The organism is Sphingobium sp. TomMM7A (assembly GCF_055397305.1).
On sequence record NZ_AP027311.1, the window covers coordinates 26,100 to 48,470 of the forward strand.

24 protein-coding genes are annotated in these 22,371 nt (G+C 61.6%); 16 read left to right on the forward strand and 8 right to left on the reverse strand.

Translation table 11 applies throughout. From position 1 onward, the window contains the following. Nucleotides 1-30: 30 nt before the first annotated feature. The 5 genes from ACZ5ZH_RS00130 to ACZ5ZH_RS00150 all read left to right on the forward strand — a co-directional run bounded on the left by ACZ5ZH_RS00130 (nt 31) and on the right by ACZ5ZH_RS00150 (nt 3,399). The gene (locus ACZ5ZH_RS00130; RefSeq protein ID WP_464771779.1) at nt 31-348 is read left to right on the forward strand and encodes a DUF6894 family protein; all 318 of its coding nucleotides are present in this window, start codon (nt 31-33) and stop codon (nt 346-348) included. Next, entirely contained in the window at nt 320-1,036 is a 717-nt protein-coding gene (locus ACZ5ZH_RS00135) for a Crp/Fnr family transcriptional regulator (protein WP_460987366.1), read from the forward strand. The genes ACZ5ZH_RS00130 and ACZ5ZH_RS00135 overlap by 29 nt, the downstream gene beginning before the upstream one ends. A 125-nt stretch (nt 1,037-1,161) precedes the next feature. Further along, on the forward strand, nt 1,162-2,733 hold the full coding sequence (locus tag ACZ5ZH_RS00140) for a GAF domain-containing sensor histidine kinase (protein ID WP_464771780.1): 1,572 nt from the start codon (nt 1,162-1,164) through the stop codon (nt 2,731-2,733). Between the two features lie 25 nt (nt 2,734-2,758). Beyond that, complete coding sequence (locus ACZ5ZH_RS00145; protein WP_449471016.1) at nt 2,759-3,127, forward strand: response regulator; 369 nt, start codon at nt 2,759-2,761, stop codon at nt 3,125-3,127. Then, nucleotides 3,124-3,399 carry an Hpt domain-containing protein gene (locus ACZ5ZH_RS00150; RefSeq protein ID WP_464771781.1) on the forward strand — a complete coding sequence of 92 codons (276 nt, stop codon included), beginning with the start codon at nt 3,124-3,126 and terminating at the stop codon, nt 3,397-3,399. The genes ACZ5ZH_RS00145 and ACZ5ZH_RS00150 overlap by 4 nt, the downstream gene beginning before the upstream one ends. A 131-nt stretch (nt 3,400-3,530) precedes the next feature. Here ACZ5ZH_RS00150 and rplL read toward each other — a convergent pair whose 3' ends face one another. The 3 genes from rplL to ACZ5ZH_RS00165 form a co-directional block, all read right to left on the reverse strand. Further along, a complete protein-coding gene (rplL, locus tag ACZ5ZH_RS00155; RefSeq protein ID WP_449471019.1) occupies nt 3,531-3,905 on the reverse strand; it encodes a 50S ribosomal protein L7/L12 in 375 nt (124 codons plus the stop codon). Nucleotides 3,906-3,986: 81 nt separating this feature from the next. Then, entirely contained in the window at nt 3,987-4,502 is a 516-nt protein-coding gene (gene rplJ / locus ACZ5ZH_RS00160) for a 50S ribosomal protein L10 (RefSeq protein WP_449471020.1), read from the reverse strand. 785 nt (nt 4,503-5,287) lie between these two features. Beyond that, complete coding sequence (locus ACZ5ZH_RS00165; RefSeq protein ID WP_460987373.1) at nt 5,288-7,393, reverse strand: RelA/SpoT family protein; 2,106 nt, start codon at nt 7,391-7,393, stop codon at nt 5,288-5,290. 111 nt (nt 7,394-7,504) lie between these two features. Between ACZ5ZH_RS00165 and ACZ5ZH_RS00170 the strand changes: the two genes are divergently transcribed. The 3 genes from ACZ5ZH_RS00170 to ACZ5ZH_RS00180 are packed head-to-tail and all read left to right on the forward strand — an operon-like array spanning nt 7,505 to nt 9,937. After that, nucleotides 7,505-7,987: a winged helix-turn-helix transcriptional regulator gene (locus tag ACZ5ZH_RS00170; protein WP_460987375.1), complete on the forward strand. Its 483-nt coding sequence runs from the start codon at nt 7,505-7,507 to the stop codon at nt 7,985-7,987. Nucleotides 7,988-8,033: 46 nt separating this feature from the next. Next, on the forward strand, nt 8,034-9,140 hold the full coding sequence (locus ACZ5ZH_RS00175; RefSeq protein WP_196225242.1) for a sensor histidine kinase: 1,107 nt from the start codon (nt 8,034-8,036) through the stop codon (nt 9,138-9,140). After that, a complete protein-coding gene (locus ACZ5ZH_RS00180; RefSeq protein WP_196225243.1) occupies nt 9,137-9,937 on the forward strand; it encodes a LytR/AlgR family response regulator transcription factor in 801 nt (266 codons plus the stop codon). The genes ACZ5ZH_RS00175 and ACZ5ZH_RS00180 overlap by 4 nt, the downstream gene beginning before the upstream one ends. A 7-nt stretch (nt 9,938-9,944) precedes the next feature. Here ACZ5ZH_RS00180 and ACZ5ZH_RS00185 read toward each other — a convergent pair whose 3' ends face one another. Then, on the reverse strand, nt 9,945-10,361 hold the full coding sequence (locus ACZ5ZH_RS00185; RefSeq protein WP_464771782.1) for a GtrA family protein: 417 nt from the start codon (nt 10,359-10,361) through the stop codon (nt 9,945-9,947). 45 nt (nt 10,362-10,406) lie between these two features. Here ACZ5ZH_RS00185 and ACZ5ZH_RS00190 point away from each other — a divergent pair, with 45 nt between their 5' ends. Then, complete coding sequence (locus tag ACZ5ZH_RS00190; RefSeq protein WP_464771783.1) at nt 10,407-12,308, forward strand: hypothetical protein; 1,902 nt, start codon at nt 10,407-10,409, stop codon at nt 12,306-12,308. Here ACZ5ZH_RS00190 and ACZ5ZH_RS00195 read toward each other — a convergent pair. Then, complete coding sequence (locus ACZ5ZH_RS00195) at nt 12,270-12,728, reverse strand: nucleoside deaminase (RefSeq protein ID WP_449471030.1); 459 nt, start codon at nt 12,726-12,728, stop codon at nt 12,270-12,272. The two genes, ACZ5ZH_RS00190 and ACZ5ZH_RS00195, sit on opposite strands and share 39 nt — an antisense overlap. Nucleotides 12,729-12,767: 39 nt before the next feature. Next, complete coding sequence (locus tag ACZ5ZH_RS00200) at nt 12,768-12,989, reverse strand: hypothetical protein (RefSeq protein WP_196225247.1); 222 nt, start codon at nt 12,987-12,989, stop codon at nt 12,768-12,770. A gap of 155 nt (nt 12,990-13,144) precedes the next feature. Between ACZ5ZH_RS00200 and rpmB the strand changes: the two genes are divergently transcribed. Beyond that, a complete protein-coding gene (rpmB, locus tag ACZ5ZH_RS00205) occupies nt 13,145-13,438 on the forward strand; it encodes a 50S ribosomal protein L28 (RefSeq protein ID WP_196225248.1) in 294 nt (97 codons plus the stop codon). A gap of 122 nt (nt 13,439-13,560) precedes the next feature. Here rpmB and ACZ5ZH_RS00210 read toward each other — a convergent pair whose 3' ends face one another. Further along, a complete protein-coding gene (locus tag ACZ5ZH_RS00210; RefSeq protein ID WP_464772658.1) occupies nt 13,561-14,562 on the reverse strand; it encodes an esterase-like activity of phytase family protein in 1,002 nt (333 codons plus the stop codon). Between the two features lie 276 nt (nt 14,563-14,838). Between ACZ5ZH_RS00210 and ACZ5ZH_RS00215 the strand changes: the two genes are divergently transcribed. Then, nucleotides 14,839-15,249, forward strand: coding sequence for a glycine zipper 2TM domain-containing protein (locus tag ACZ5ZH_RS00215; protein WP_460987385.1), 411 nt, complete (start codon nt 14,839-14,841; stop codon nt 15,247-15,249). A gap of 132 nt (nt 15,250-15,381) precedes the next feature. On the opposite strand, the gene ACZ5ZH_RS00220 is transcribed toward ACZ5ZH_RS00215, so the two are convergent. Then, nucleotides 15,382-15,609: a circumsporozoite protein gene (locus ACZ5ZH_RS00220; RefSeq protein WP_460988155.1), complete on the reverse strand. Its 228-nt coding sequence runs from the start codon at nt 15,607-15,609 to the stop codon at nt 15,382-15,384. Nucleotides 15,610-15,824: 215 nt separating this feature from the next. On the opposite strand from ACZ5ZH_RS00220, the gene ACZ5ZH_RS00225 reads away from it, so the two are divergent. The 5 genes from ACZ5ZH_RS00225 to ACZ5ZH_RS00245 all read left to right on the forward strand — a co-directional run bounded on the left by ACZ5ZH_RS00225 (nt 15,825) and on the right by ACZ5ZH_RS00245 (nt 22,370). Next, nucleotides 15,825-16,796 (forward strand): ArsR/SmtB family transcription factor, encoded by a 972-nt coding sequence (locus ACZ5ZH_RS00225; RefSeq protein WP_464771784.1) that lies wholly within the window; start codon nt 15,825-15,827, stop codon nt 16,794-16,796. After that, entirely contained in the window at nt 16,793-17,725 is a 933-nt protein-coding gene (metF, locus tag ACZ5ZH_RS00230) for a methylenetetrahydrofolate reductase (protein ID WP_464771785.1), read from the forward strand. The genes ACZ5ZH_RS00225 and metF overlap by 4 nt, the downstream gene beginning before the upstream one ends. Then, a complete protein-coding gene (locus tag ACZ5ZH_RS00235; protein WP_449471037.1) occupies nt 17,722-18,768 on the forward strand; it encodes a homocysteine S-methyltransferase family protein in 1,047 nt (348 codons plus the stop codon). The genes metF and ACZ5ZH_RS00235 overlap by 4 nt, the downstream gene beginning before the upstream one ends. A gap of 124 nt (nt 18,769-18,892) precedes the next feature. Further along, on the forward strand, nt 18,893-21,490 hold the full coding sequence (gene metH, locus ACZ5ZH_RS00240) for a methionine synthase (protein ID WP_464771786.1): 2,598 nt from the start codon (nt 18,893-18,895) through the stop codon (nt 21,488-21,490). A gap of 13 nt (nt 21,491-21,503) precedes the next feature. Beyond that, nucleotides 21,504-22,370 carry an SGNH/GDSL hydrolase family protein gene (locus tag ACZ5ZH_RS00245; RefSeq protein WP_464771787.1) on the forward strand — a complete coding sequence of 289 codons (867 nt, stop codon included), beginning with the start codon at nt 21,504-21,506 and terminating at the stop codon, nt 22,368-22,370. Nucleotide 22,371: the final 1 nt, after the last annotated feature.

Genomic DNA, 22,371 nt, shown 5'->3' on the forward strand with positions numbered 1-22,371 from the left:
GCGCGGCATGAAGTGTGCGTCTTGAGCTGCGTGAAACTTACCGTCAAAGGCGGCGTTCCCCATGCCATGCGCCGCCTTCATTTCGATCTTCACAATGGCACCGGCTTTACCCGCGATGACGAGGGGCGGGAGTTGGCCGAAGAGGCTGATGCCTGCGCTCTTGCCGTAAGCAGCATACGCTCGATCCTGAGCGAGGAAGTGCTGATGGGCGTCGTCGATCTGACGGGCTGGATCGACATAAGGAGTGATTCTGGCGTACAGATGGGACGAGTGTCCTTCAGCGAGGCTGTGTGTCTCCGGCTCGCCCCAGGAGACCGCGATGGTAGAGGCTCATCTCGCCAAACTTAGATTCCGTCACCCGTTATCTCCGGAAGAGGAAGAGGCCATCCGGGCGATCACGCCGCCGGGCCGTCATGTGCCTCGCAACAGCATTATCGTGCATGAGGGCGAACCTCTTGAGGCCAGCACATTGCTGCTCGAAGGGGTGATGTGCCGCTTCAAGGATTTGGCGGATGGCAAGCGGCAGATCACGCAAATCCACCTAGCGGGCGACTTTGTCGACATTCATGGCTTCACGCTGAAACGGCTGGAGCATGATGTCATGACGCTGACGGATTGCGTCGTGACCCTGGTGCCCCATGAGCAAATCCGCCAGTTGATCGAGCAGTGGCCGCGTATCGGCCGTCTGTACTGGTTCAGCACAAACCTGGATGCGTGCATGAGCCGCGAATGGGAATTGTCGCTCGGTCAGCGTTCGGCGGCGGGCCGGATGGCGGCTCTTTTTTGCGAACTATATGTCCGTCTACAGGTGATCGATCAGGCGAGCGACCGGTTCTATATCGGGATGAGCCAATCTCAGCTCGCCGACAGCCTTGGTATGACTTCGGTCCATGTAAACCGCACGCTGAGATTGCTCCGCGACCGGGGGCTTTTGAAATATCAGCGTGGCGAAGCGCAGATCCTTGATCTTGAGGGTTTGAAGGCCCTCGCGGAGTTCGACGCGCGCTATCTCTACCTCGATCCTGATCCGCTTTGACATTGCTTCTCAAGGAAGGTGTTGATTTCGTTGCAGTTAAGGTGTCGATTGGTGCCGTGATCATAAGCGGGACTTGAGGACCGATGCCAACGATGCAGGAGCGGCAGCCCAAGGATGCCCAAGGCATGAAGCCTCCCATTCCGGGGGACGAGGCCGATCGGTTGCGAGCACTGGAACATTACCGGCTTGGCGGCATCGGTCGGGAACGCCCGTTCGACCATATAACCCAGTTCGCAGCTGACCTGTTCGATGTGCCCATGTCGCTGGTGTCGATCGTGGGATCAGACACGCAATGTTTTCGCGGTGCGTGCGGCATCGATGAGACCCACACCTCGCGGGATGTCGCCTTTTGCGCCTTCGCGATCCTGCAACCGGAGGTCATGGTGGTGCCGGATGCGACGAAGGATCCGAGGTTTAGCGGCAACCCATTGGTCACAGGGCCGCCGCACGTCCGCTTCTACGCCGGTGCGCCATTGCGGGTAGCCAATGGCCAGCCGCTTGGGACCTTGTGCATCGTCGATTACAAGCCGCGTGATTTCAGCGAGGCACATCGGCAGCGGCTCGCCCAGCTGGCACGGACGGTGATCGACCTCATCGAATTGCGGGTCGAAGGATTTGCGGCTGACGAACATCGGCGCAAGCTTGATGACGAACGCCAGTTGCTGAAGCTAACAGTGGAAAACGTCAGTGGCGGCGTCGCGGTGGTGGATCGGGACCTGCGGCTGATGCTGTGGAACCAAGCCTTTGTCGATCTCTTCGATTATGCTCCCGATAGCGTGACGGGCGGAAGGGACGCACGTGAGCTTATCCGCCTGACCGCACAGCGCGGCGAACTGGGCCCCGGTGACCCGGATCAGATCGTTGCGGGCTTCGTCGATTCTATCCGCACCAGCGACAGTCGTCGGTTGGAGATTCAGCGCCGGAACGGTCGCATCCTCGATATCCGCCGGGAATCGATCCGTGGGGGGCGGTTCATCATGACGGCGCGGGATGTGACGCAGGAACGGCAGATCAGCCGCCTGAAGGACGAACTGGTATCGACCGTCAGTCATGAATTGCGGACGCCGTTGACCGCTATCTCCGGTGCATTGGGATTAATGGCGGGTGGCGCCGCTGGCGAATTGCCTGACAGGGCCAAACAACTGGTCGCGATCGGCAGCAAGAATGCGGAGCGGCTGATCCATCTGGTCAATGACCTGCTGGACATGGACAAACTTCAGTCGGGGAAGCTGGTCTTCCATTTCGACGGGCGGGAATTGGGCTTGCTGCTGATCGAGGCGATCGAGCAGATTGAGCCATATGCCGAGCGCTTCAGTGTTAAGCTTGAATTCGACCGCCCGGCCGAAGCGGTCGTTGCGAAGGTTGATGGCAATCGCCTGTGTCAGGTGATGACCAACCTACTGTCCAACGCTTGCAAATTTTCGCCCTCGGGTGGGACGGTGCGTGTTTCCCTTGAGCGGGCGGGGGACGTCGCCCGGATCAGCGTTGCTGACGAGGGGCCGGGGATTTCGCCGGAGTTTCGCGCGCGGCTGTTCAAGCGTTTTGAGCAGGAGGACGGTGCGCATCAGCACGGCCATGCGGGCACCGGCCTTGGCCTCGCAATCAGCAAAGGCATCATAGAGGCGCATGGCGGAAGCATCGCGCTGGATTCCGCGGCGGAAACAGGGGCGACGTTTCTTGTCGAATTACCGCTGTGATGCCGAATTGACAGAAAGACCCGAGTTGACCCGCATTCTTTATGTTGATGACGAGGCGGACCTGCGGGAGATCGCGGCCATGTCGCTTGAGCTGGACCCGGAGTTCGAGGTGCGAACGGCGGCCTCGGGTGCGGAAGCGTTGGAGCAGGCGAGACAGTGGCAGCCTGCTCTCATCCTGCTTGACGTGATGATGCCGGGCATGGATGGGCCTGCAACTTTGGCGGCGTTGCAGGTTGAGCCCGCCACCGCGACAATTCCCGTCGCATTTATCACGGCCAAAACTCATCCACGGCACGTCACGAACCTCAAAGCCCTCGGTGCGCGAACCGTGCTTGCCAAGCCGTTCGACCCGATGAGCCTCGCGGGGACCGTGCGGACATTGCTGGAGCCATGAGCGATACCGAAGCGCAAATGCAGAAGTTGCGACAGCGCTTCCATGCGCGGGCCGCGTCCGATCTGAGTGCCATCATTTCGGCGCTTGAAGCAGGGGATCGCTCCCGCCTTTTGCACCTCGCCCATGGATTGGCGGGCGTGGCCGGGATCTTTGGCTACGCCGATATTGGCGGCCATGCGTCCGCGTTGGAGGAAGCGGTGGACGCGGGCGTTGATGGTGCGGCCATAAAGGCCCTGGGGCAGGCGCTTATAGAGGCGCTGGGGCGCGTTTAGGGCGACTGATCCAGAAGGACTCAGGCAGGCTGCTCTGCCTGTGTCAGTATAGAAAAGGGCGGCATCCGAAGATACCGCCCTTGTTCCAGCTGAGCTGGATCGGTGCTCCGCGCGGGGCGGAGCAAAACCGATTACTTGAGCTCGACAGTCGCGCCGGCTTCTTCCAGCTGCTTCTTGATCTTCTCGGCTTCGTCCTTGCTGGCGCCTTCCTTGACAGCCTTGGGCGCGCCTTCGACGAGCGCCTTGGCTTCGGTCAGACCCAGGCCGGTGATGGCGCGGACTTCCTTGATGACGTTGATCTTCTTGCCACCGTCGCCGGTGAGGATCACGTCGAACTCGGTCTGCTCTTCAGCAGCCGGAGCAGCGGCGCCAGCAGCCGGACCGGCGACGGCGACGGCAGCAGCGGCCGAAACGCCCCACTTTTCTTCCAGAGCCTTCGACAGCTCAGCGGCTTCGAGGACGGTGAGGGCCGAGAGCTGATCGACCAGTGCGTTGATGTCTGCCATGTTACTATATTCCCTTCTGGGCGGGGCATGAGCCCCTCAATTGAAAGTTGATAACCTGTCTTGTCGGTAGGACCGCGGCGATTAGGCCGCGTTCTTTTCCGCATAGGCGTTGAAGACCCGCGCGAGCTGCGCAGCCGGTGCCTGGGTGACGGTCGCGAGCTTGGTCGCGGGTGCAACGAGCAGCCCAACGATCTTCGCACGCAGTTCATCCAGCGACGGCAACGATGCGAGCGCCTTGACGCCCTCTACATCGAGCAGCACTTCGCCCATTGCGCCACCAACGATCTCAAGCTTGTCGTTGGTCTTGGCGAATTCGACTGCAACCTTGGCGGCGGCAACCGGATCGGCCGAGGAGGCGAGGCCGACAGGACCGGTCAGCAGGCTGCTGAGCGCGGTATAGTCGGTGCCTTCAAAGGCGATTCTGGCGAGGCGGTTCTTCGTAACCTTGTAGGTGCCACCGGCTGCACGCATCTTCTGACGCAATTGGGTCGACTGTGCGACCGTCATGCCGAGGTTGCGGGTCACGACGACCACGCCAACATCTGCCAGATGTGCGTTCAGCGCGGAAACGACCTCAGCTTTCTGATTACGATCCATGCCATTCTCCACTTCATGTTCGCTGGCGAACCAGCAAACGACTAAAACCCGCGCGAACGCGGGGCACTTAAAGTCCGAAGGGGAGAGATCGACTGGCCCGTATCCCTTGAGGAGAACAGGCAGACCCGGACAGGACACAAGGTCCGGCCGGTAAAGAGCTTTTCCCCGTCTAGGCCGGAAATTAAGAAGGGCAAATTCCCTTCACCGACTGTCTCGGACGGAAGACCCCGAAGGGTCCGCTGCGGGGGCCTCTACAGAATTGGAGGTTTGCTGTCACGCGAAAGTTGAAAGTGACGTAGGGAATGGCGGAAAAGCGCCATTTTTGTCCCGAAGTTCACACCATATGCGCGCGCGTGCCCGGGCGCGCGTGGGCGTCATGGGAAGCGGTTCGACGTTTCAAAGAGGGCTGGGAGATAGGCAGGTTGGGGCTGTGTAGGACAGCGGGAATGGGAGGGTGTGGGGGAAATAGGATGGTTTTTGCGGGGGGTGTGATGTTGGGGATACAGGTGGGGATGGCTCGCGACTGATAGGAACATTCCCTCTCCCCTTCAGGGGAGAGGGTGCCGAGCGAAGCGATGGCGGGAGAGGGGCCATAAGGAGCTGCGGCTCGTCATTCCCCTCTCCCCGGCCCTCTCCCCTGAAGGGGAGAGGGAGAAGATCCGCGGTCAGCGCTTTTGCCCGAGATGCCAGCCTTTGTTGGCGTGCTGCTTAAGAATAAGATCTTGCGTTGCGCTAGCCCACCCCCCGGCCCCCTCCCGCTTGCGGGAGGGGGAGATGCTGCTGCCCTAAACCCGGTCGGCCTGTACTACCGCGTCCAGTGCTCGCAACGCGGAGAGAATGCGGTTCAGGTGCTGGGCGTCGTTGACTTCCAGATCGATGATGTCGGTGTGGAACGGCCCTTCGCGGTTCACCAGCTGGAGGTTCAGAATGTTCGCCTTGGTCGCGCCGAACACGTTGGCGACGGCGGCAAGCGCGCCGGGCTGGTTCTTGACGATGACCTGGAGCCGCGCGGTTCCGCCCTTGGACTTGCTGTCCCAGCTGAGATCGACCCAATCGTCGTCCTGCCCGGCTTCGAGCGATCGGCAGTCAATGGTGTGCACCTCGATCGGTTCGCCCGTGCGGCGTACACCGACGATGCGGTCGCCGGGTACAGGGTGGCAGCAGTCGCCCAGATTATAGGCGATACCGGGCGTCAGGCCGCGGATCGAGACGGGCGCGTGCTGGCGCGGATGGGCTTCCTCAATCCCGTCTACGCTGGTGGAGCCGGGGATAAGAGCCTCCATCACCTCTGAATCGAGCAGGCGATGAGTAGCGATGGCCACCATCAGAGACCCGCGATCATCCAGCTTTAGCCGCTTCAGCGCGGCCTTCAGCGCCTTGTCACCCAATTCGCTCGCCAATTCGGGCGAGAAGCGGCCGATGATTTCCTCATAGAGCTTCTCACCCAGCGCAACTTCCTCGCCGCGCTGTTTCTGGCGAATATAGCGACGGATCGCTGCGCGGGCCTTGCCGGTGATCGCAAAGGTGAGCCAACCCGGCTGCGGCTCCTGCCCTTCCGATTTCAGGATTTCGACCTGATCGCCATTTTCAAGGCCGGTACGCAAGGGCACGACGCGGCCGTTTACCTTGGCGCCGACCGTCTGGTTGCCCAGCGAGGTATGGACGGCATAGGCGAAGTCCACCGGCGTGGATCCCTTGGGTAGCTGGTGCAGCTCGCCTTTGGGCGAGAAGGCGAAGATCCGGTCCTGATACATCGCCATGCGGGTATGTTCGAGCAGCTCGTCCGCATCCTGGCTCTGTTCCAGGATTTCGACCAGGTCGCGCAGCCATGCCGCATGATGATCGGCCGCGTCGCCCTTCTGCTTGTAGGCCCAGTGCGCGGCCAGGCCGAGTTCGGCGTCGTTGTGCATGTCGCGGCTGCGAATCTGCACCTCGATCCGGGCGTTATCCTGATGGATCACCGTGGTGTGCAACGAGCGATAACCGTTGCGCTTGGGCGTGGAGATGTAATCCTTGAACCGGCCCGGCACCATTTTGTAGGTCTGGTGGATGACGCCCAACGCGCGGTAGCAGTCCTCTGTCGTTTCGGTGATGACGCGGAAGGCCATGACGTCGGTCAGCTGTTCAAAGCTGATGTGCCGTTCCTGCATCTTCTTCCAGATGGAATAGGGGTGCTTTTCGCGGCCTGACACGGTGACGGACAGGTTCTTGCCGCCCAGCAGCAGTTGCAGTTCCGCGCCGATGCGATCGACCTTGCCATGGCCGCCTTCCTTCAGCTGTTCGAGCCGCTTGGTGATGCTGTCATAGGCTTCCGGCTCAAGCTCCCGGAAGGCGAGCAGCTGCATCTCGCGCATGAAATCATACATGCCGATCCGCTCCGCAAGCGGGGCGTAGATGTCCATTGTCTCGCGGGCGATGCGGCGGCGCTTCTGCTCATTCTTGATGAAGTGCAGCGTTCGCATATTGTGCAGCCGGTCGGCCAGCTTCACCAGCAGAACGCGAATATCGTCCGACATGGCGAGCAGGAATTTGCGGAGATTCTCCGCCGCCCGCTCATTTTCCGACATCGCTTCAATCTTCGACAGCTTGGTGACGCCATCGACCATCTTGGCGACGTCCTTGCCGAACGCGCTCTCAATCTCGTCATAGGTGACGAGCGTGTCCTCTATCGTATCGTGCAGCAGCGCGGTCACGATCGTCTGGTCGTCCAGGCTGAAGTCGGTAAGAATGCCCGCCACTTCGATCGGATGGCTGAAATAGGGGTCGCCGCTGGCGCGCTTCTGGGACCCGTGTTTCTGGACGGAGAAGACGTAGGCGCGGTTGATCATCGCCTCGTCCGCATCCGGATCGTAGCGCTTCACCCGCTCAACAAGTTCATATTGACGCAGCATCGTGACCCGATTGTCCGGGAAGCATCTTGCTGTGCAACAAAAAAATCCCATCTTTGGACAAAATGGCTGCTCTTTTGCATGGGCTGTGGCTTTGAGCTATCTAGACGGACGATGAAACATAATCTGGCGCAGGACCTGGAACAGTGCGCGCTCCCCAGCGCGCTGGAAGCGATGGGCGAGCGCTGGTCGTTTCTCATCCTGCGCGGCGCATTGTCGGGCATCCGGCATTTTGAAGATTTTCAATCGTCGCTCGGTATCGCGCGCAACATCCTGGCGAACCGGCTTTCGCGGCTGGTCGAGAACGGGATCATGCTGCGTCAGCCGATGCAGTGCGACCGGCGCAAGATCGAATATCGCTTGACGGAAAAGGGGCAGGAACTGGCCCCGGTCATGATCGCATTGCGTCAATGGGGCGAGAAATGGGGATGCGGATCGCCGTCTTGCCAGGTGCTGGCGGACAAGCGCGATGGCCAGCCGATTCGCCGTGTGACCATTCAGGCGCATGATGGCCGGGCGCTGGAACTAAAGGACCTTGTCTGGCTTTGCCCCGACGAGGTCACGCCGATGGATCAGGAAGCTGCTACGGCGGCGTAACTTGGGTGGCTTCACCCTGAACCTGAATTCGCCTAGGCTGACGGCGATGTCTGTTCAACCTATTCAGCCTCAGCCTTTTTTCGCTGACAAGAACCGCGCTTTCTGGAACCTGCAATCCGTCGGATGGGCGGGTGCATTCCTGCTGCGCGGCTCATCCACCATCGCTAATGGGCAGCCGCTCTCCAGCCTGATCCCGGTGATGATTTCCACCGTGTCGGGCTATTCGGTGACCCTGCTCATCGCGGTCATCTTCCGATTTCTGCAAAGACAGCGGCCGATCATCACCTGGGGCGCATCGATCGTGACCGTGGTGATGGCGGCGGGTCTGGTCGCCTTTATCGACGCCTGGGTTTTTTCGACCCAGAACCGGGCAAGCGAAACGGCGGGGCTACAACTCTTCCTTGGCGCCTTTTATCTCAGCATAACGCTGCTGGGTGCCTGGTCGGCGCTTTACTACGCCATCAACTTCTACCTTCAGGTGGAGGAGCAGGCGGACCAGCTGCTGCATCTGGAAAATCAGGCGTCGAGCGCGCAACTGGCGATGTTGCGCTATCAGCTCAATCCGCATTTCCTGTTCAATACGCTGAACAGCATATCGACGCTGGTGCTTTTGAAGCAGACGGATCGCGCCAACGCGATGCTCTCACGCCTGTCGTCCTTTTTGCGCTATACCCTGATCAATGAACCCACAGCGCAAGTGACGATCGAGCAGGAGGTTGAAACGCTCAAACTCTATCTGGAGATTGAGAAGATGCGGTTCGAGGACCGCTTGCGGCCGGTATTCAACATCGATCCGGCCGTCGCACAGTCGCGATTGCCTTCCCTGCTGCTCCAGCCGCTAGTGGAAAATGCCATCAAATATGCGGTCACCCCCAAGGAAGAAGGCGCCGAAATCTCCATTACGGCGCAGCCTGCCGGTGAAAATGTCCGGATCGTCGTATCGGATAGCGGCCCGGGATTGAACGAGGGGTTCACTCGCCCGAACATCCCAATGAGCGAGGGGACAGGCGTTGGCCTGGCGAATATCCGCGATCGCCTGATTCAAGCGTTCGGGGAACGACAGAGCTTTGAAACGCGTTCCACGCCAAGCGGCTTTTCGGTCCATATCGAAATGCCGCTTAATCTGGATGAACCATCGAAAGTGGCCGCATGACCATCAGAACAATCCTCGTCGATGACGAAAGCCTGGCTATTCAAGGCCTCAAGCTCCGTCTGGAAGCGCATGAGGATGTCGAAATTGTTGAAACCTGCTCGAATGGCCGCGAAGCCATCCGCGCGATAAAGACGCATAAACCCGACCTTGTGTTCCTCGACATTCAGATGCCGGGATTTGATGGCTTTTCTGTCGTTCAGGGCCTGATGGAGGTCGAGCCGCCGCTGTTCATTTTCTGCACCGCTTATAGCGATCATGCGATTCGCGCCTTCGAGGCGCAGGCGGTCGATTACCTCATGAAGCCGGTCGATGAAGGTCGGCTTGCCGACGCGCTGGACCGCGTGCGTCAGCGCCTGTCGGAAAAGAAGCAGGTGCAGGAAGCCGAGAAGCTGCGCGAGGTGCTGGCGGAGGTCGCTCCTGATGCCATGAACGATTTCAACGCGGATGAAGAGGCGCCGTCGTCAAACCGCTTCGAGAAGCTTATCAACATCAAGGACCGGGGTCAGATTTTCCGCGTCGATGTCGACTCGATCGAGCGGATCGACGCTGCGGGCGACTATATGTGCATCTACACGGCCGACAATTCGCTCATCCTGCGTGAGACGATGAAGGATCTGGAGAAGCGGCTCGACCCGCGCAATTTCCAGCGGGTGCATCGGTCGACTATTGTGAACCTCAGCCAAGTGCGGCAGGTGAAGCCGCACACCAATGGCGAGTGCTTCCTGGTGCTGGAATCAGGCGCTCAGGTGAAGGTCAGCCGGTCGTACAGGGATGTCGTCGCCCGCTTCGTCCATTGACGCGCGCCTAGCGGAACACCCATTGGCGGTTGAGGCCGAACACCACGGCTGGCGTCACGAATATCATGGCCGGGATGGGCGACCATTCCGGCCATTGCATATGGGTGACGCAGAGGAAGACCCAGAGGGCGTTCAAAGCATAGCTGAGCAGGGATACGGCCACGAATTTGACGCCGCGCGCCGCATGGTTTCCGTCGCCATCCTGATCACGGAAGGTGAAGAGGCTGTGGGTGACATAGCCGATCATCACCGCCGCCACATAACCAGTCGTGTTGGCAAGCTGCGGATGCCATCCGGCCAGAGCCGCGAGCGTCCAGTAGATGGTGGCCTGACAGGCAGTGATGAAGAGGCCGCTGAGGCCATATCGCACGATCTGCCAGAACAGGGCCTGCCGTTCCGGCGTCAGACGTGACAGCAATTTCATGAAGGCCCCGTTGCGATTTGATGCGAACGCTCTAATCCACCGGCCATGAACTTGCAAAGCGGCTTCACCCTGCGGGAAAGATCCCGGCGCGCCCTGGTTTGGACGTCTGCATGGGCGCAGGTGCACTGGAAATGGCTGACCTTCCTGATGTGGGTCGCGGCCGTGACCTGGCTGCTCTATTCGCGCTGGCCCGCCATCCACTGGCTGACGCTCAACGATACCGACGACAATATGCGGTATTTGCAGGTCAAGGACTGGCTGGCGGGGCAGGGCTGGTATGATCTGAGGCAATATCGGCTTGATCCGCCTGCCGGGTTCAACATTCACTGGTCGCGGCTGGTCGATCTGCCGATCGCGGCGCTGATGCTGTTCTTCCGCGCGTTTCTGGAGCAGGGGTTGGCGGATCGGCTGGCCTGCGCGATTGCGCCGATGATCCCTTTGTTGCCGCTGATGCTGGGGCTGGGTTTCATTGCGCGCCGCCTCGCTGGAGGCAATGGCTGGATACTGGCCGCCCTGGCCCCCTTCGCGGCGCAGATGGGCATCAGCATGTTCCTGCCGATGCGGGTCGATCATCATGGGTGGCAGCTGGCCCTGACGGTACTGATGCTCGCGGGGCTGATCGACCGTAACTGGCTGCGCGGCGGCATCGTGGCGGGGGTGAGCAGCGCGTTGTCGATCACCATCGGTATGGAGATGATCGTCTATCTGGCGGCGGGCGGGGCGCTGATCGCGCTTCGTTGGGTATTCAAGGAAGGCGCGGCGAGGCGGATGCTGCCCTATGCGCTGAGCCTTGCTGGCTCGGTTTCCATCCTGTTCCTGCTGTTTGCAAGCTACGCAAACCGGCAGATGGTGTGCGACGCTATCTCGCCTATCTGGGTCGCCATATTCGGGGCAGTGGGCGCGGGCATGACACTGCTGGCGCTGCTGCCACTACGCAGCTGGCAGGCCCGGCTGTGCGCTGGCGTGCTGGTGGGGGGCGCCGTCGCGGCCTTTGCATGGCTCAATTGGCCGCAATGCCTGACGGGCGCCTATCAGATTTCGCCGGAACTGGAGCGGCTGTGGCTCGCCAATATTCGTGAGGCCAAGCCGATCACGGTTCAGGCGTGGAGCCTGATCGTGCCGCTGATGGCCATTCCGGTTGCGGGTCTGTTCGGCCTGATCTGGGCGCTTTGGGAGTCGCGGCGCGACAGCGATCGGCTGTGGGCCTGGGCGACGGTTGGGCTGATGATGCTATTCTCGACGGCGCTTCTCTTTTGGCAGTTGCGGGCCGGACCAGCGGCGCAGCTGCTCGCCATCCCACCGGCGGCTTGGGCAGCGCACCGTGTGCTTCAGCTTATATTCTTCGGCAGGCCTCTTGCGCGTGTAGTCGGCATCGTCGGAGCCGCACTGCTTGCCGTAGCAGCGTTCGCGACGCCGCTTTATCCGCAGATCAATCAGTTGTGGGTCAGCGTGACTGGTGAGAAGCCCAAAGTACAACGCCCGGCGGCGAAGACTCGACTACAGTCGATCAGCAAGGCCAATGGCCGCTGCCGGTCGCTGCCCGCGCTGGAGGTGCTGAACCAGCTTCCTTCCGCTACCATTTTCACAATGGTGGACCTGGGGCCGCGCCTGATCGCGACCACGCATCATAGCGCGATCGCGGGTCCCTATCATCGCAACGGCACGGTTATCCTGGACCTGCACCATGCCTTCGACGGACCGGCGGACGCATTCCGGCCGGTCGCCGCGCGGCATCATGCGACCTACCTGCTGATCTGCCCCGGCTTTCCGGAAGGGACGGTTTACCAATCCCGCAGCCCTCGCGGCTTTTATGCGGGGTTGATGCGGGGCGATGTTCCCGGCTGGCTGCATCCCGTGGCGTTGAAGAGCGCCTTCACCTTGCCCTACACCCTCTATCGCATCGATTATTCAGCGGCGGGCAGCGAAAAAGTCACGCAGCAGCGCTGACGCTTCCGCTTCGCCCAGTCCGCCATAGACTTCAGGGCGGTGCAGGCATTGGGGCTGGGTGAAAAGTCGGGGGCCTTGCTCGACCGCTCCGCCCTTGGGGTCGGCAGCACCATAATAAAGCCGGGCGATGCGCGCGTGGGATATGGCGCCAGCACACATTGGGCAGGGTTCCAGCGTTACCCAAAGGTCGCAGCCGGTGAGGCGGAAATCGCCCAGCCCTTCCGCCGCAGATCGAAGCGCGACGATTTCGGCATGAGCGGTCGGGTCGCAGTCGCGCCGGTTGCGATTTTCTCCTTCGCCAACGATCCGCCCGTCGAGCGTGACGACGGCGCCGATCGGCACCTCGCCCGCAAGTTCCGCCGCGCGTGCGAGTTCGAGCGCGCGGCGCATGGGTTCGGGAAGCGGAAAGGGCGGTGCCATCCGCCAGTCCTTACAGCATAGCTATCGTCTACGAAATGATCAGGGCTTCTTCACATCGACGGTCGGCACTTCGACGGTTTCGTTCCGCGTGCCCACTTCGACCTTGGCCACGTCGGCCTGGAACTTTGGCATTTGCCCGCCTTCCACGGCGATTTTGGGCAGGCTGCCCTCCTGGGTCTTTTGCAGGTCTATGAAGCCGGTCGCGATGCCAGCGGCCAGCACCAGCAAAACAATCACCAACAAGCCACCAATGAGTCGCATTGCTCCCTCCTTTCGTCTATCGGCTGCAAACGTCCGAGCCGTGGAAAGGGTTGCGAAAGCGATCCGATCTGGCCGGTGGGCGGGTTGACGGCTTTCCGGAATCCCGCTACTGGCGCCGCTTTCCGAACGAACATGAACTACAAGGTTGATTGACTATGTCGCGCATTTGCGAGCTGACCGGCAAGGGTCGCCAGGTGGGTCACAATGTTTCCCACGCCAATAACAAGACGAAGCGCGTGTTCCTGCCCAACTTGCAGAATGTGTCGCTGATTTCCGAAACGCTGGAAACCACCGTCAAGCTGCGCGTGTCGACGCATGGCCTGCGTTCGGTTGAACATAATGGCGGGCTGGACAACTGGCTGCTGAAGACCAACGACGACAAGCTGTCGCTGAAGGCGCGCCGTCTGAAGCGCGACATCGTCAAGAAGCAGGCTGCTCCGGCCGCCTGATTCGGTTCGATTCGTTTCGGCTTTAAGAAGCGGCCTGGTAACGGGCCGCTTTTTTGCGTGCCGGGAGGATGCGCCCGCGCATCATTCCCGCATGTGCGGCGCTGCCCGACACCGCTCTTTTCTCAACGAATGCGGGGCGCCCCGCGCAGCGCAAATTTCAGCAGCAGGGTGCGCTGAAAAAATTCATGATTATCGTCTGACACGATCCACACGATAATTCGCCCGGCCTCGCGCGTGATAGCCAGCCCTTCGAAGTTATCGGCCAGCAGGGGCGGAGCAAGACGGGCGATCGTGCGAGCGGTCAACCGATCGCCGGATTCCGGATGGGATGGCAGCTCTATGAGGGCCAGAGTGGCCGTGAACAGATCGCGCAGCGTCACGCGGCGATTGAGCACCAGAATGTGACGGTCATCCAGAGCGACGGCATCCGTCGGACGATAGCCCCGTGGCGCTACATAGCGAAGGTGCATGGGCGATGCGGTGCTTGGCTCCGCCGGGTCTCCGGCAAAGAGCAGCGTGTCATGGCTTCCATCTGCCGTCATTCCCATTTCCGCGATCACGAGGAAGCGCCCGTCGGGTAGGCGCGCCATGGATTCGATCGAGCCCGTTTCCGGCCAGGCCTCTATCTCCGGCCAGGTGCGGCACGTTTCCACCCGCGAAAAGCCGGGGGCGTAGCGGCAGATGCGCTGAAGCATCTCAAAGCCGACCCAGTAGCGATCCGATTCCGGATCATGCGCCATCGCCTCTGAATCCCATGCCCACCATGGCTGGGCTCCGTCCTGTGCCCTGATTGGCAGGGGGGCGATGAAGGGATGGCGGTTGTCGATTGCAGGTCTGACCGCGAAACCCATCAGAGTGCCGGAATCGCTCAGCGCCAGAACCTGTCCCTGTCGATCGACCAGCAGGGATGAGATGCCGCCAAATCCATGGTGGGGGCTGCTGAGTTGCCAGCCTCCCAGATAATCGAGCGCGCCAATGCTGTGAACAGCCGGATCGGACGCGTCTAGTGGCAGGGCGCGCGCGGTAACGAGCAGCGGACCAGGCCCAAATAGTTCAGGTTTGTTCTTATGGGGCGCCGGCAAAAGCAGGATCGCAAGCAGCAGGACGATCAGGATACGGCGCATCGCCCCGCCATAGGCAATCCCGCCTGCCCGACCAACGGCTGATTGTTCATATATGCTGTTCGCCTGCGGGACAGGGACCAGTTTTTCCATTGCGGTGATGAGGTTCAGGTCAGGTCTTGATGAGCGGCAACCGGCTGGGGACGGTGCTTTTTTATCTGAACGGTGGCTGACACGCCCATTCAGGCTTGGCTCAATGCGAATCGGCCAAAAGGGGTGCAATCGATGGGGCGGCGGAGACGCGCCGGAGTCGGTAACGACATGATTGAGGAGCACGCCATGAAGACCAAGTTTCTGATCAATATGGGGGCCGCGCTGGCAATGGGCGTTGCTTCCTTGGCCGTAACCGCAGCGCCTGCGCAGGCCCGTGACGGCTGGGGCCGTTATGATCGCGGTGACTATTATCGCGGCGATCGGGGCTATCGCGGATACCGGGGTGATTATTATCGCGGCTATCGTGGCGACCGCTACTATCGCGACAATTATTATCGTGGCTATCGCGGCGGCTATCGCTGCCGGGACAATGGCACGGGCGGCACGATCATAGGTGCGATTGCCGGTGGCTTGCTGGGCAATGAGATCGGCAAGGGCAGTGGCCGCTACGGCCGCCGCGGTGACGGCACCACGGGCGCGATTGTCGGTGCGGGCGTAGGTGCGCTGGCTGGCCGGGCGATCGATCGGGACTGCTGATCAGCCACCCGTTGTTGGATAGAGAAGGGCTGCCCCAAAAGGGCGGCCCTTTTCATTGCAATCGCGCGGTCCAAAAGAAAAGGGCCGCTCCGTTGCCGGGCGGCCCTGTTTCCAAAAATCCCGAGAAGGGAATTACATCGCGTTCGCGGCAGCGTTCGATGCAGCGTTGCTGGCGTTCGAAGCGGCGTTGCTGGCGTTCGAAGCAGCATTCTCGGCAGCGTTCATGGCGTTGTCAGCAGCATTCGAAGCGTTCTCAGCAGCATTGGCCGAAGCATTGGCGGCATTGTCTTCGCCCTTCGAGCAAGCGGCGAGGCCGAGCGAAGCGGCGAGAACGAGCGAAAGAGCAATCGACTTGGACATGGGCAAACCCCTCTCAGAGATAAAAACGTCGCAGACCACTCTCGGAGAAAAGTTCACCCCCCATTGCGCCTGCGGGGCCGATTCGTAATGCCTTGGATCACTCAAGGCAATCCCCATAGTGCGACTCGCCAATTTCCGGGCTTCCACTTCTGTGGCTCATTTGAAGGGCGGCAGGGCCATTGACGTATATAAAGATTTCTTTATATGATGTGCCCATGAGCGCTGCAATCGACATATTCCGCGCCCTTGGCGATCCGACGCGGCTGCGCATCATCTATCTTCTGCGCGCCATGGAGCTTGCGGTCGGTGAGATCGCGCAGGTCGTGGGGCAGAGCCAGCCGCGCGTGTCCCGCCATGTCCGTATCCTTGCGGAGGCGGGTCTGGTCGAACGGCGCAAGGAAGGCAATTGGGTTTTCCTGCGGCTGGTCAGGGGCGAGGCCATGGCGCCTTTCCTGACGCTGTTCGATCAGCTGGTGCCGTCGGAAAGCGAAGATCTGTGGCAGAAGGCCGACCTTGCCCGGCTGGCGGCGGTCCGTGCGGATCGGTCACGGGCGGCGGAAAGCTATTTTGCGGAACATGCCGAGGAATGGGACGCGATCCGGTCGCTGCACGTGCCCGATGTGGATGTCGAAGCGGCCATGACCGCGCTTTTGAGTGCTGAAACCATCGGCCATCTGCTCGATATCGGCACGGGTACGGGCAGGATGATCGAGTTGTTCGGGCGCTCGGCGGATCAGGTTACCGCGCTTGACCGCAGCCCCGATATGTTGCGGCTGGCGCGGGCCAAGCTGCCTGCCGATGCAGGTGACAAATATGCGTTGGTGCTGGGCGACTTCGGGGCGCTGCCGCTGGAGCCGGGCAGCGTGGACACCGTGGTTCTGCATCAGGTTCTGCATTATGCGCAGGCGCCCGAAGCGGTGATTGCGGAAGCGGCGCGCGTCACCGAGGCTGGAGGTCGGGTGCTGATCGCCGATTTCGCGGCGCATGAACGGGAAGAGTTGCGGCTGCGCGATCAACATGCGCGGCTCGGCTTTTCGGACGCGCAGATCGAAAGCTGGTTTGCGGACGCAGGTTTGGAGCTGGAGCGGGTGGAGGTGCTGCCCGGCCAGGAATTGACGGTAGTATTATGGCTGGGCCGCCGCCGGGGCGCGCGAATCCTGCCCATCGAAGGACGAGTTTCCCTATGACCCTGAGCTTTCCATCCGTCGAAGAGGCCGCGCGGGCTTGGCAAGCGCCGCTCTACGCCGATCTGGCGGGCGATCTGAATGTGAGCTTCGAATTCTTCCCGCCCAAGACGGAGAAGATGGAAGAGCAGCTGTGGTCGGCGATCGAGACGTTGACGCCGCTGGCGCCCAAGTTCGTGTCGGTGACTTATGGCGCTGGCGGATCTACGCGGGAGCGGACGCACAATACGGTGGCGCGGATCGCGAAGGAAACGCCGTTGTCGGCTGCCGCCCACCTGACCTGTGTCGCGGCGAGCAAGGCCGAGATCGACGAGGTGGCGGACGCCTATTGGGAGGCGGGTGTGCGCCATATCGTGGCCCTGCGCGGTGATCCGCCGGAAGCGGGCACGAAGTTTCAGCCGCATCCTGAAGGGTATAAGGGCGCGGCCGAGCTGGTCGAAGGCTTGCGCAAGCGTCACCCGTTCGAGATTTCGGTAGCGGCCTATCCGGAGACGCACCCGGATGCGTCCTGCGCGCAGAGCGACATCGACAATTTGAAGCGCAAGCTGGACGCGGGTGCTAGCCGAGCGATCACGCAATTCTTCTTCGAACCGGAAACCTTCTTCCGCTTTCGTGACACGGTGGCGGCTGCTGGCATTACAGCGGACATCATTCCGGGCATCATGCCGGTGAGCAATTTCGCGGCTGTCCAGCGCATGTCGGCCATGTGCAACACTGACGTGCCGGGCTGGATGGGCAAATTGTTCGAGGGGCTGGATGATCTGCCCGCCGCGCGGCAGCTGGTGTCCGCGACGTTGGCGGCGGAGCTGTGCCGCAAGCTCTATGCGGGCGGGGTGCGCGACTTTCATTTCTATACGCTCAACCGGGCGGAATTGAGCTATGCGATCTGTCATCTGCTCGGCCTCCGCCCGCAACTGGAGAAGACGGCATGACCGCCGAGGAACGCTTCCGCGCCGTGGCAGCGGAGAAGATCATGATATTCGACGGCGGCTATGGAACGTCGATCCAGAAGCACGGGCTGACCGAGGCGGATTATCGCGGGTCGCTCGGCCTGGCGAAGGATCAGAAGGGGAATAACGACCTTCTGTGCCTGACGCGGCCTGACATCGTCGAGGGTATTCACACCGCCTATCTCGATGCCGGGGCGGACATGATCGAGACGAACACCTTCAGCTCCACCAAGATCGCGATGGCCGATTATGGCTGCGAGCATCTGGTGCGGGAGATCAACATCGCCGCCGCGCGGATTGCGCGCAAGGCGTGCGAGGCGGCAACGGCGAAGGATGGGCGGCCGCGTTTCGTGGCGGGATCGATCGGGCCGACGAATAAGACTTTGTCGATCTCGCCGGACGTCAATGATCCGGCCTATCGCGAGGTCGATTATGACACGCTGAAGGCCGACTATCGCGAGCAGTGCGATGCGTTGATCGAGGGCGGGGTGGATTTCCTGCTGGTCGAGACCTGCTTCGACACGCTGAACGCCAAGGCGGCGGGCATGGCGGCGCGGGAGGCCGAGGCGGCGGCGGGGCGGCCTGTGCCGTTGATGCTGAGCTTTACCATTACCGATATGTCGGGGCGCAACCTGTCGGGGCATACGATCAACGCCTTCTGGTATTCGCTGCGGCATTTGAAGCCGCTGACCATCGGGGTGAATTGCGCCTTTGGGGCGGATTTGCTGCGGCCTTATTTGAGCGAGCTGGCGAAGAATGCCGATACGCTGATTTTGGCCTATCCCAATGCGGGCCTGCCCAATGAGTTGGGGCAGTATGATGAGTTGCCGGAGACGACGGCGAGCCTGATCCGCCAGTGGGTGGATGAAGGCTTGGTAAACATGGTCGGCGGTTGCTGCGGCACCACGCCTGCGCATATTGGTGCTGTGGCGAAGGCGCTGGCGGGGCATAAGCCTCGGGTGGTGCCTGAGTTGCCGGTAGTGACGCGGCTTGCCGGGCTGGAGCCCATGCACATCGCGGCGTAGATCAAAATTCCCTCTCTCCTTTAGGGGAGAGGGTTAGGGAGAGGGGCCTGTAAAGGCGGCCTCTCCTCGCATTCCCCTCTCCCCGGCCCTCTCCCCTGAAGGGGAGAGGGAGAAGGTTCAGACAATGACCCAATCCTCCGCCACTTTCGTCAACATTGGTGAGCGCACCAACGTCACCGGATCGGCCAAGTTCAAGAAGCTGATCATGGCGGGCGACTATGCCGCCGCCATCGATATCGCCCGCGATCAGGTGGAGAATGGCGCGCAGATCGTCGATGTGAACATGGACGAGGGGTTGCTCGACGCGGTCGAGGCGATGACGACCTTCCTGAAGCTCATGACGTCGGAACCGGACATCAGCCGCGTGCCGGTGATGATCGACAGCTCCAAATGGGAAGTGATCGAGGCGGGGCTGAAATGCGTTTCGGGCAAGCCGATCGTGAACTCGATCAGCATGAAGGAAGGCGAGGAGGCTTTCCTGCATCATGCCCGCCTCTGCATGGCCTATGGCGCGGCGGTAGTCGTCATGGCCTTCGACGAGACGGGGCAGGCGGACACGCAGGCGCGCAAGGTCGAAATTTGCGAGCGCGCTTACAAGTTGCTGATGACCATGGGCTTTCCGCCGGAGGACATCATCTTCGACCCCAATATTTTCGCGGTGGCGACGGGGATCGAGGAGCATAATAATTACGGCGTCGACTTCATCGAGGCCTGCCGCGAGATCAAGAAGCGCTGCCCGCATGTCCATATTTCTGGCGGCCTTTCGAACTTCAGCTTTTCCTTCCGCGGCAATGAGCCGGTGCGGCGGGCGATGCACAGCGTGTTCCTCTACCACGCCATTCCGGCGGGTCTGGACATGGCGATCGTCAATGCGGGGCAGTTGGACGTCTATGACGCCATCGACCCGGCGCTGCGCAAGGCGTGCGAGGATGTGCTGCTGAACAGCGATCCCGAGGCGGGCGATCGGCTGGTGGAACTGGCCGAAAGCTTCAAGGGCAAGGATGCTGCGTCCGAAAAGGCGGCCGAGGAATGGCGCGGCTGGCCGGTCGCCAAGCGGCTGGAGCATGCGCTGGTCAAGGGCATCGACATGTATGTGGTCGAGGATACGGAAGAGGCCCGCCTGGCCGCCGTGAAGCCGATCGAGGTGATCGAAGGGCCGTTGATGGACGGCATGAATGTCGTGGGCGACCTGTTCGGCGCGGGCAAGATGTTCCTGCCGCAGGTGGTGAAATCCGCGCGCGTCATGAAGAAGGCGGTGGCGCATCTGCTGCCCTTCATCGAAGCGTCGAAGGAACCGGGCGCGAAGGGCAAGGGCCGGATCATCATGGCGACGGTCAAGGGCGACGTTCATGACATCGGCAAGAATATCGTCGGCGTCGTGCTCCAGTGCAACGGCTTTGAAGTGATCGACATGGGCGTGATGGTGCCGTGGCAGGACATCATCAAGGCCGCGAATGAGAATGATGCGGACATGATCGGGCTTTCCGGCCTCATCACCCCCTCGCTCGATGAGATGGTGACGGTGGCGCAGGAAATGCAGCGCGCCAACATGACCATGCCGCTGCTGATCGGCGGGGCGACGACTTCGCGCGTGCATACCGCGCTGCGCATCGATCCGGCTTTCACGGGGCCGGTCGTCCATGTGCTGGACGCCAGCCGCGCGGTGGGCGTGGCGACGGCGCTCGTGTCTGAAACGCAGAAGGCCGATTTCGTCCAGAAGACCAAGGACGATTATGAGCATGTCCGCAAGGCGCGCGAAGGCAAGGGGCAGAGCCAGCTGCTGTCGATCGAGGACGCCCGAGCCAACGCATTCGAGATGGATGAGGCGCTGAAGGCGCCCCGTCCGCTGCTGCCGGGTATCCACAGCTTCCCTGATTGGGACCTAAAGGACCTGATCAACTATATCGACTGGACGCCCTTCTTCCGTGCGTGGGAACTGGCGGGCAATTATCCCGCGATCCTTGAGGACAAGGTCGTCGGCGAAAGCGCGACCAGCCTGTTCAACGACGCGCAGAAGATGTTGGAGCGCATCGTCAGCGAGAAGTGGCTGACGGCGCGCGGGGTCGTGGGCCTGTGGCCCTGCCGCCGCGAGGGGGATGACATCATCGTCCATGTCGAGGATGAGAAGCATGTCACGCTGCCGATGCTGCGCCAGCAGATCGCCAAGCGGGAGGGCCGGGCGAACATGTGCCTGGCCGACTTCATCAGTCCCAATGGCGACTGGATGGGCGGCTTTGCCGTGTCGATCCATGGCATCGAACCGCACCTTGCCCGCTTCAAGGCTGCGATCGACGATTATTCGGACATTCTTCTGAAGGCGCTGGCTGACCGGCTGGCCGAAGCCTTTGCCGAGCGGCTGCACCATTATGTCCGCACCGCACTGTGGGGCTATGCGGAAGGCGAGCAGCTGACCAACGAGGCGCTGATCCGCGAGCAATATCGCGGTATCCGCCCGGCGCCCGGCTATCCTGCCTGTCCCGAGCACAGCCTGAAGCCGTTGCTGTTCGACATGCTGGACGCGCATCATGCTACGGGCATCACATTGACGGAGAGCTTTGCCATGCTGCCCACGGCGGCGGTCAGCGGCTTCTACTTCGGTCACGCGCAGGCCGAATATTTCGGCGTTGCGCGCGTCGGCCGGGACCAGCTGGAAGATTATGCGCAGCGGCGCGGGATTGACCTGGAAACCGCGGAGCGTTGGCTGCGGCCAAATCTGGATTGAGGAGCAAGGGCCGATGCGGCGTTTTTCCCGAACTTCCTTCCCTCGCTTTCTCCTGCTGGGGTTGGTCGCTGCCGTCACCGGCTGCGCGCATGACCAGAGCGTTCGGCACGATGGCGGCATTGCTCCGGGATCGGTCTATGTGGCGATGGGCAGTTCCTTCGCCGCAGGGCCGGGCATTGCGCCATCCGCGAACAGCAAACCGGCCATGTGCGCCCGCTCCGCAAACAACTATGCGCAGCAGCTTGCAAAGCGGCGCGGGCTGGAGCTGGTCGATGTCAGTTGCAGCGGGGCGACGACCGGCGGCGTACTCGACGGTTGGGCAGGCATCCGCCCGCAGATCGAAGCACTGACGGAGGAAACGCGGCTCGTCACCATCACCATTGGCGGCAATGACGTGGGCTATATCGGGGGTCTGATGGGGGCGTCCTGCCGTCAGGTGAATGCGGCAAGCGGGGCTCGCTGTCCGCCCACCCTGGCGCCCAAAGAAGAAAGATGGACGGCGCTGGACGCAGCGCTCCGCCATATCGCGGCCGAAGTGCGGCAGCGCGCGCCCAAGGCCAAGTTGATATGGGTCGATTATCCTGTGGTGCTTCCGGGGAAAGGCCTTTGCGCTGCCACGCCGGTTTCTCCTCAAGATGCGGAGATGGCGCGGGCCATGGCGAAACGGCTGGCCGCGCTGACGGCGCGCGTGGCGCGGGATACCGGCTCATCCATTCTTGCGGCCTCGCGCCTTACCGTCGGTCACGACGTCTGTGCACCGGACCCGTGGATGGACGGTTATCCGGTGCAAGGCGGCAAGCCGGTCGGCGCGCCCTATCATCCCACGCTGCCGGGCATGACGGCGATTGCCGCCGCGCTCGACAGGATGCTTGATCGCTAAG

Coding starts and splice junctions, on each gene's coding strand:
- ACZ5ZH_RS00135 (WP_460987366.1), top strand. CDS start 320: ATGGTAGAGGCTCATCTCGCCAAACTTAGATTCCGTCACCCGTTATCT.
- ACZ5ZH_RS00140 (WP_464771780.1), top strand. CDS start 1,162: ATGAAGCCTCCCATTCCGGGGGACGAGGCCGATCGGTTGCGAGCACTG.
- ACZ5ZH_RS00150 (WP_464771781.1), top strand. CDS start 3,124: ATGAGCGATACCGAAGCGCAAATGCAGAAGTTGCGACAGCGCTTCCAT.
- rplL (WP_449471019.1), bottom strand. CDS start 3,905: ATGGCAGACATCAACGCACTGGTCGATCAGCTCTCGGCCCTCACCGTC.
- rplJ (WP_449471020.1), bottom strand. CDS start 4,502: ATGGATCGTAATCAGAAAGCTGAGGTCGTTTCCGCGCTGAACGCACAT.
- ACZ5ZH_RS00165 (WP_460987373.1), bottom strand. CDS start 7,393: ATGCTGCGTCAATATGAACTTGTTGAGCGGGTGAAGCGCTACGATCCG.
- ACZ5ZH_RS00170 (WP_460987375.1), top strand. CDS start 7,505: ATGAAACATAATCTGGCGCAGGACCTGGAACAGTGCGCGCTCCCCAGC.
- ACZ5ZH_RS00175 (WP_196225242.1), top strand. CDS start 8,034: ATGTCTGTTCAACCTATTCAGCCTCAGCCTTTTTTCGCTGACAAGAAC.
- ACZ5ZH_RS00180 (WP_196225243.1), top strand. CDS start 9,137: ATGACCATCAGAACAATCCTCGTCGATGACGAAAGCCTGGCTATTCAA.
- ACZ5ZH_RS00185 (WP_464771782.1), bottom strand. CDS start 10,361: ATGAAATTGCTGTCACGTCTGACGCCGGAACGGCAGGCCCTGTTCTGG.
- ACZ5ZH_RS00190 (WP_464771783.1), top strand. CDS start 10,407: ATGAACTTGCAAAGCGGCTTCACCCTGCGGGAAAGATCCCGGCGCGCC.
- ACZ5ZH_RS00195 (WP_449471030.1), bottom strand. CDS start 12,728: ATGGCACCGCCCTTTCCGCTTCCCGAACCCATGCGCCGCGCGCTCGAA.
- ACZ5ZH_RS00200 (WP_196225247.1), bottom strand. CDS start 12,989: ATGCGACTCATTGGTGGCTTGTTGGTGATTGTTTTGCTGGTGCTGGCC.
- rpmB (WP_196225248.1), top strand. CDS start 13,145: ATGTCGCGCATTTGCGAGCTGACCGGCAAGGGTCGCCAGGTGGGTCAC.
- ACZ5ZH_RS00210 (WP_464772658.1), bottom strand. CDS start 14,562: ATGCGCCGTATCCTGATCGTCCTGCTGCTTGCGATCCTGCTTTTGCCG.
- ACZ5ZH_RS00215 (WP_460987385.1), top strand. CDS start 14,839: ATGAAGACCAAGTTTCTGATCAATATGGGGGCCGCGCTGGCAATGGGC.
- ACZ5ZH_RS00220 (WP_460988155.1), bottom strand. CDS start 15,609: ATGTCCAAGTCGATTGCTCTTTCGCTCGTTCTCGCCGCTTCGCTCGGC.
- ACZ5ZH_RS00225 (WP_464771784.1), top strand. CDS start 15,825: ATGAGCGCTGCAATCGACATATTCCGCGCCCTTGGCGATCCGACGCGG.
- metF (WP_464771785.1), top strand. CDS start 16,793: ATGACCCTGAGCTTTCCATCCGTCGAAGAGGCCGCGCGGGCTTGGCAA.
- ACZ5ZH_RS00235 (WP_449471037.1), top strand. CDS start 17,722: ATGACCGCCGAGGAACGCTTCCGCGCCGTGGCAGCGGAGAAGATCATG.
- metH (WP_464771786.1), top strand. CDS start 18,893: ATGACCCAATCCTCCGCCACTTTCGTCAACATTGGTGAGCGCACCAAC.
- ACZ5ZH_RS00245 (WP_464771787.1), top strand. CDS start 21,504: ATGCGGCGTTTTTCCCGAACTTCCTTCCCTCGCTTTCTCCTGCTGGGG.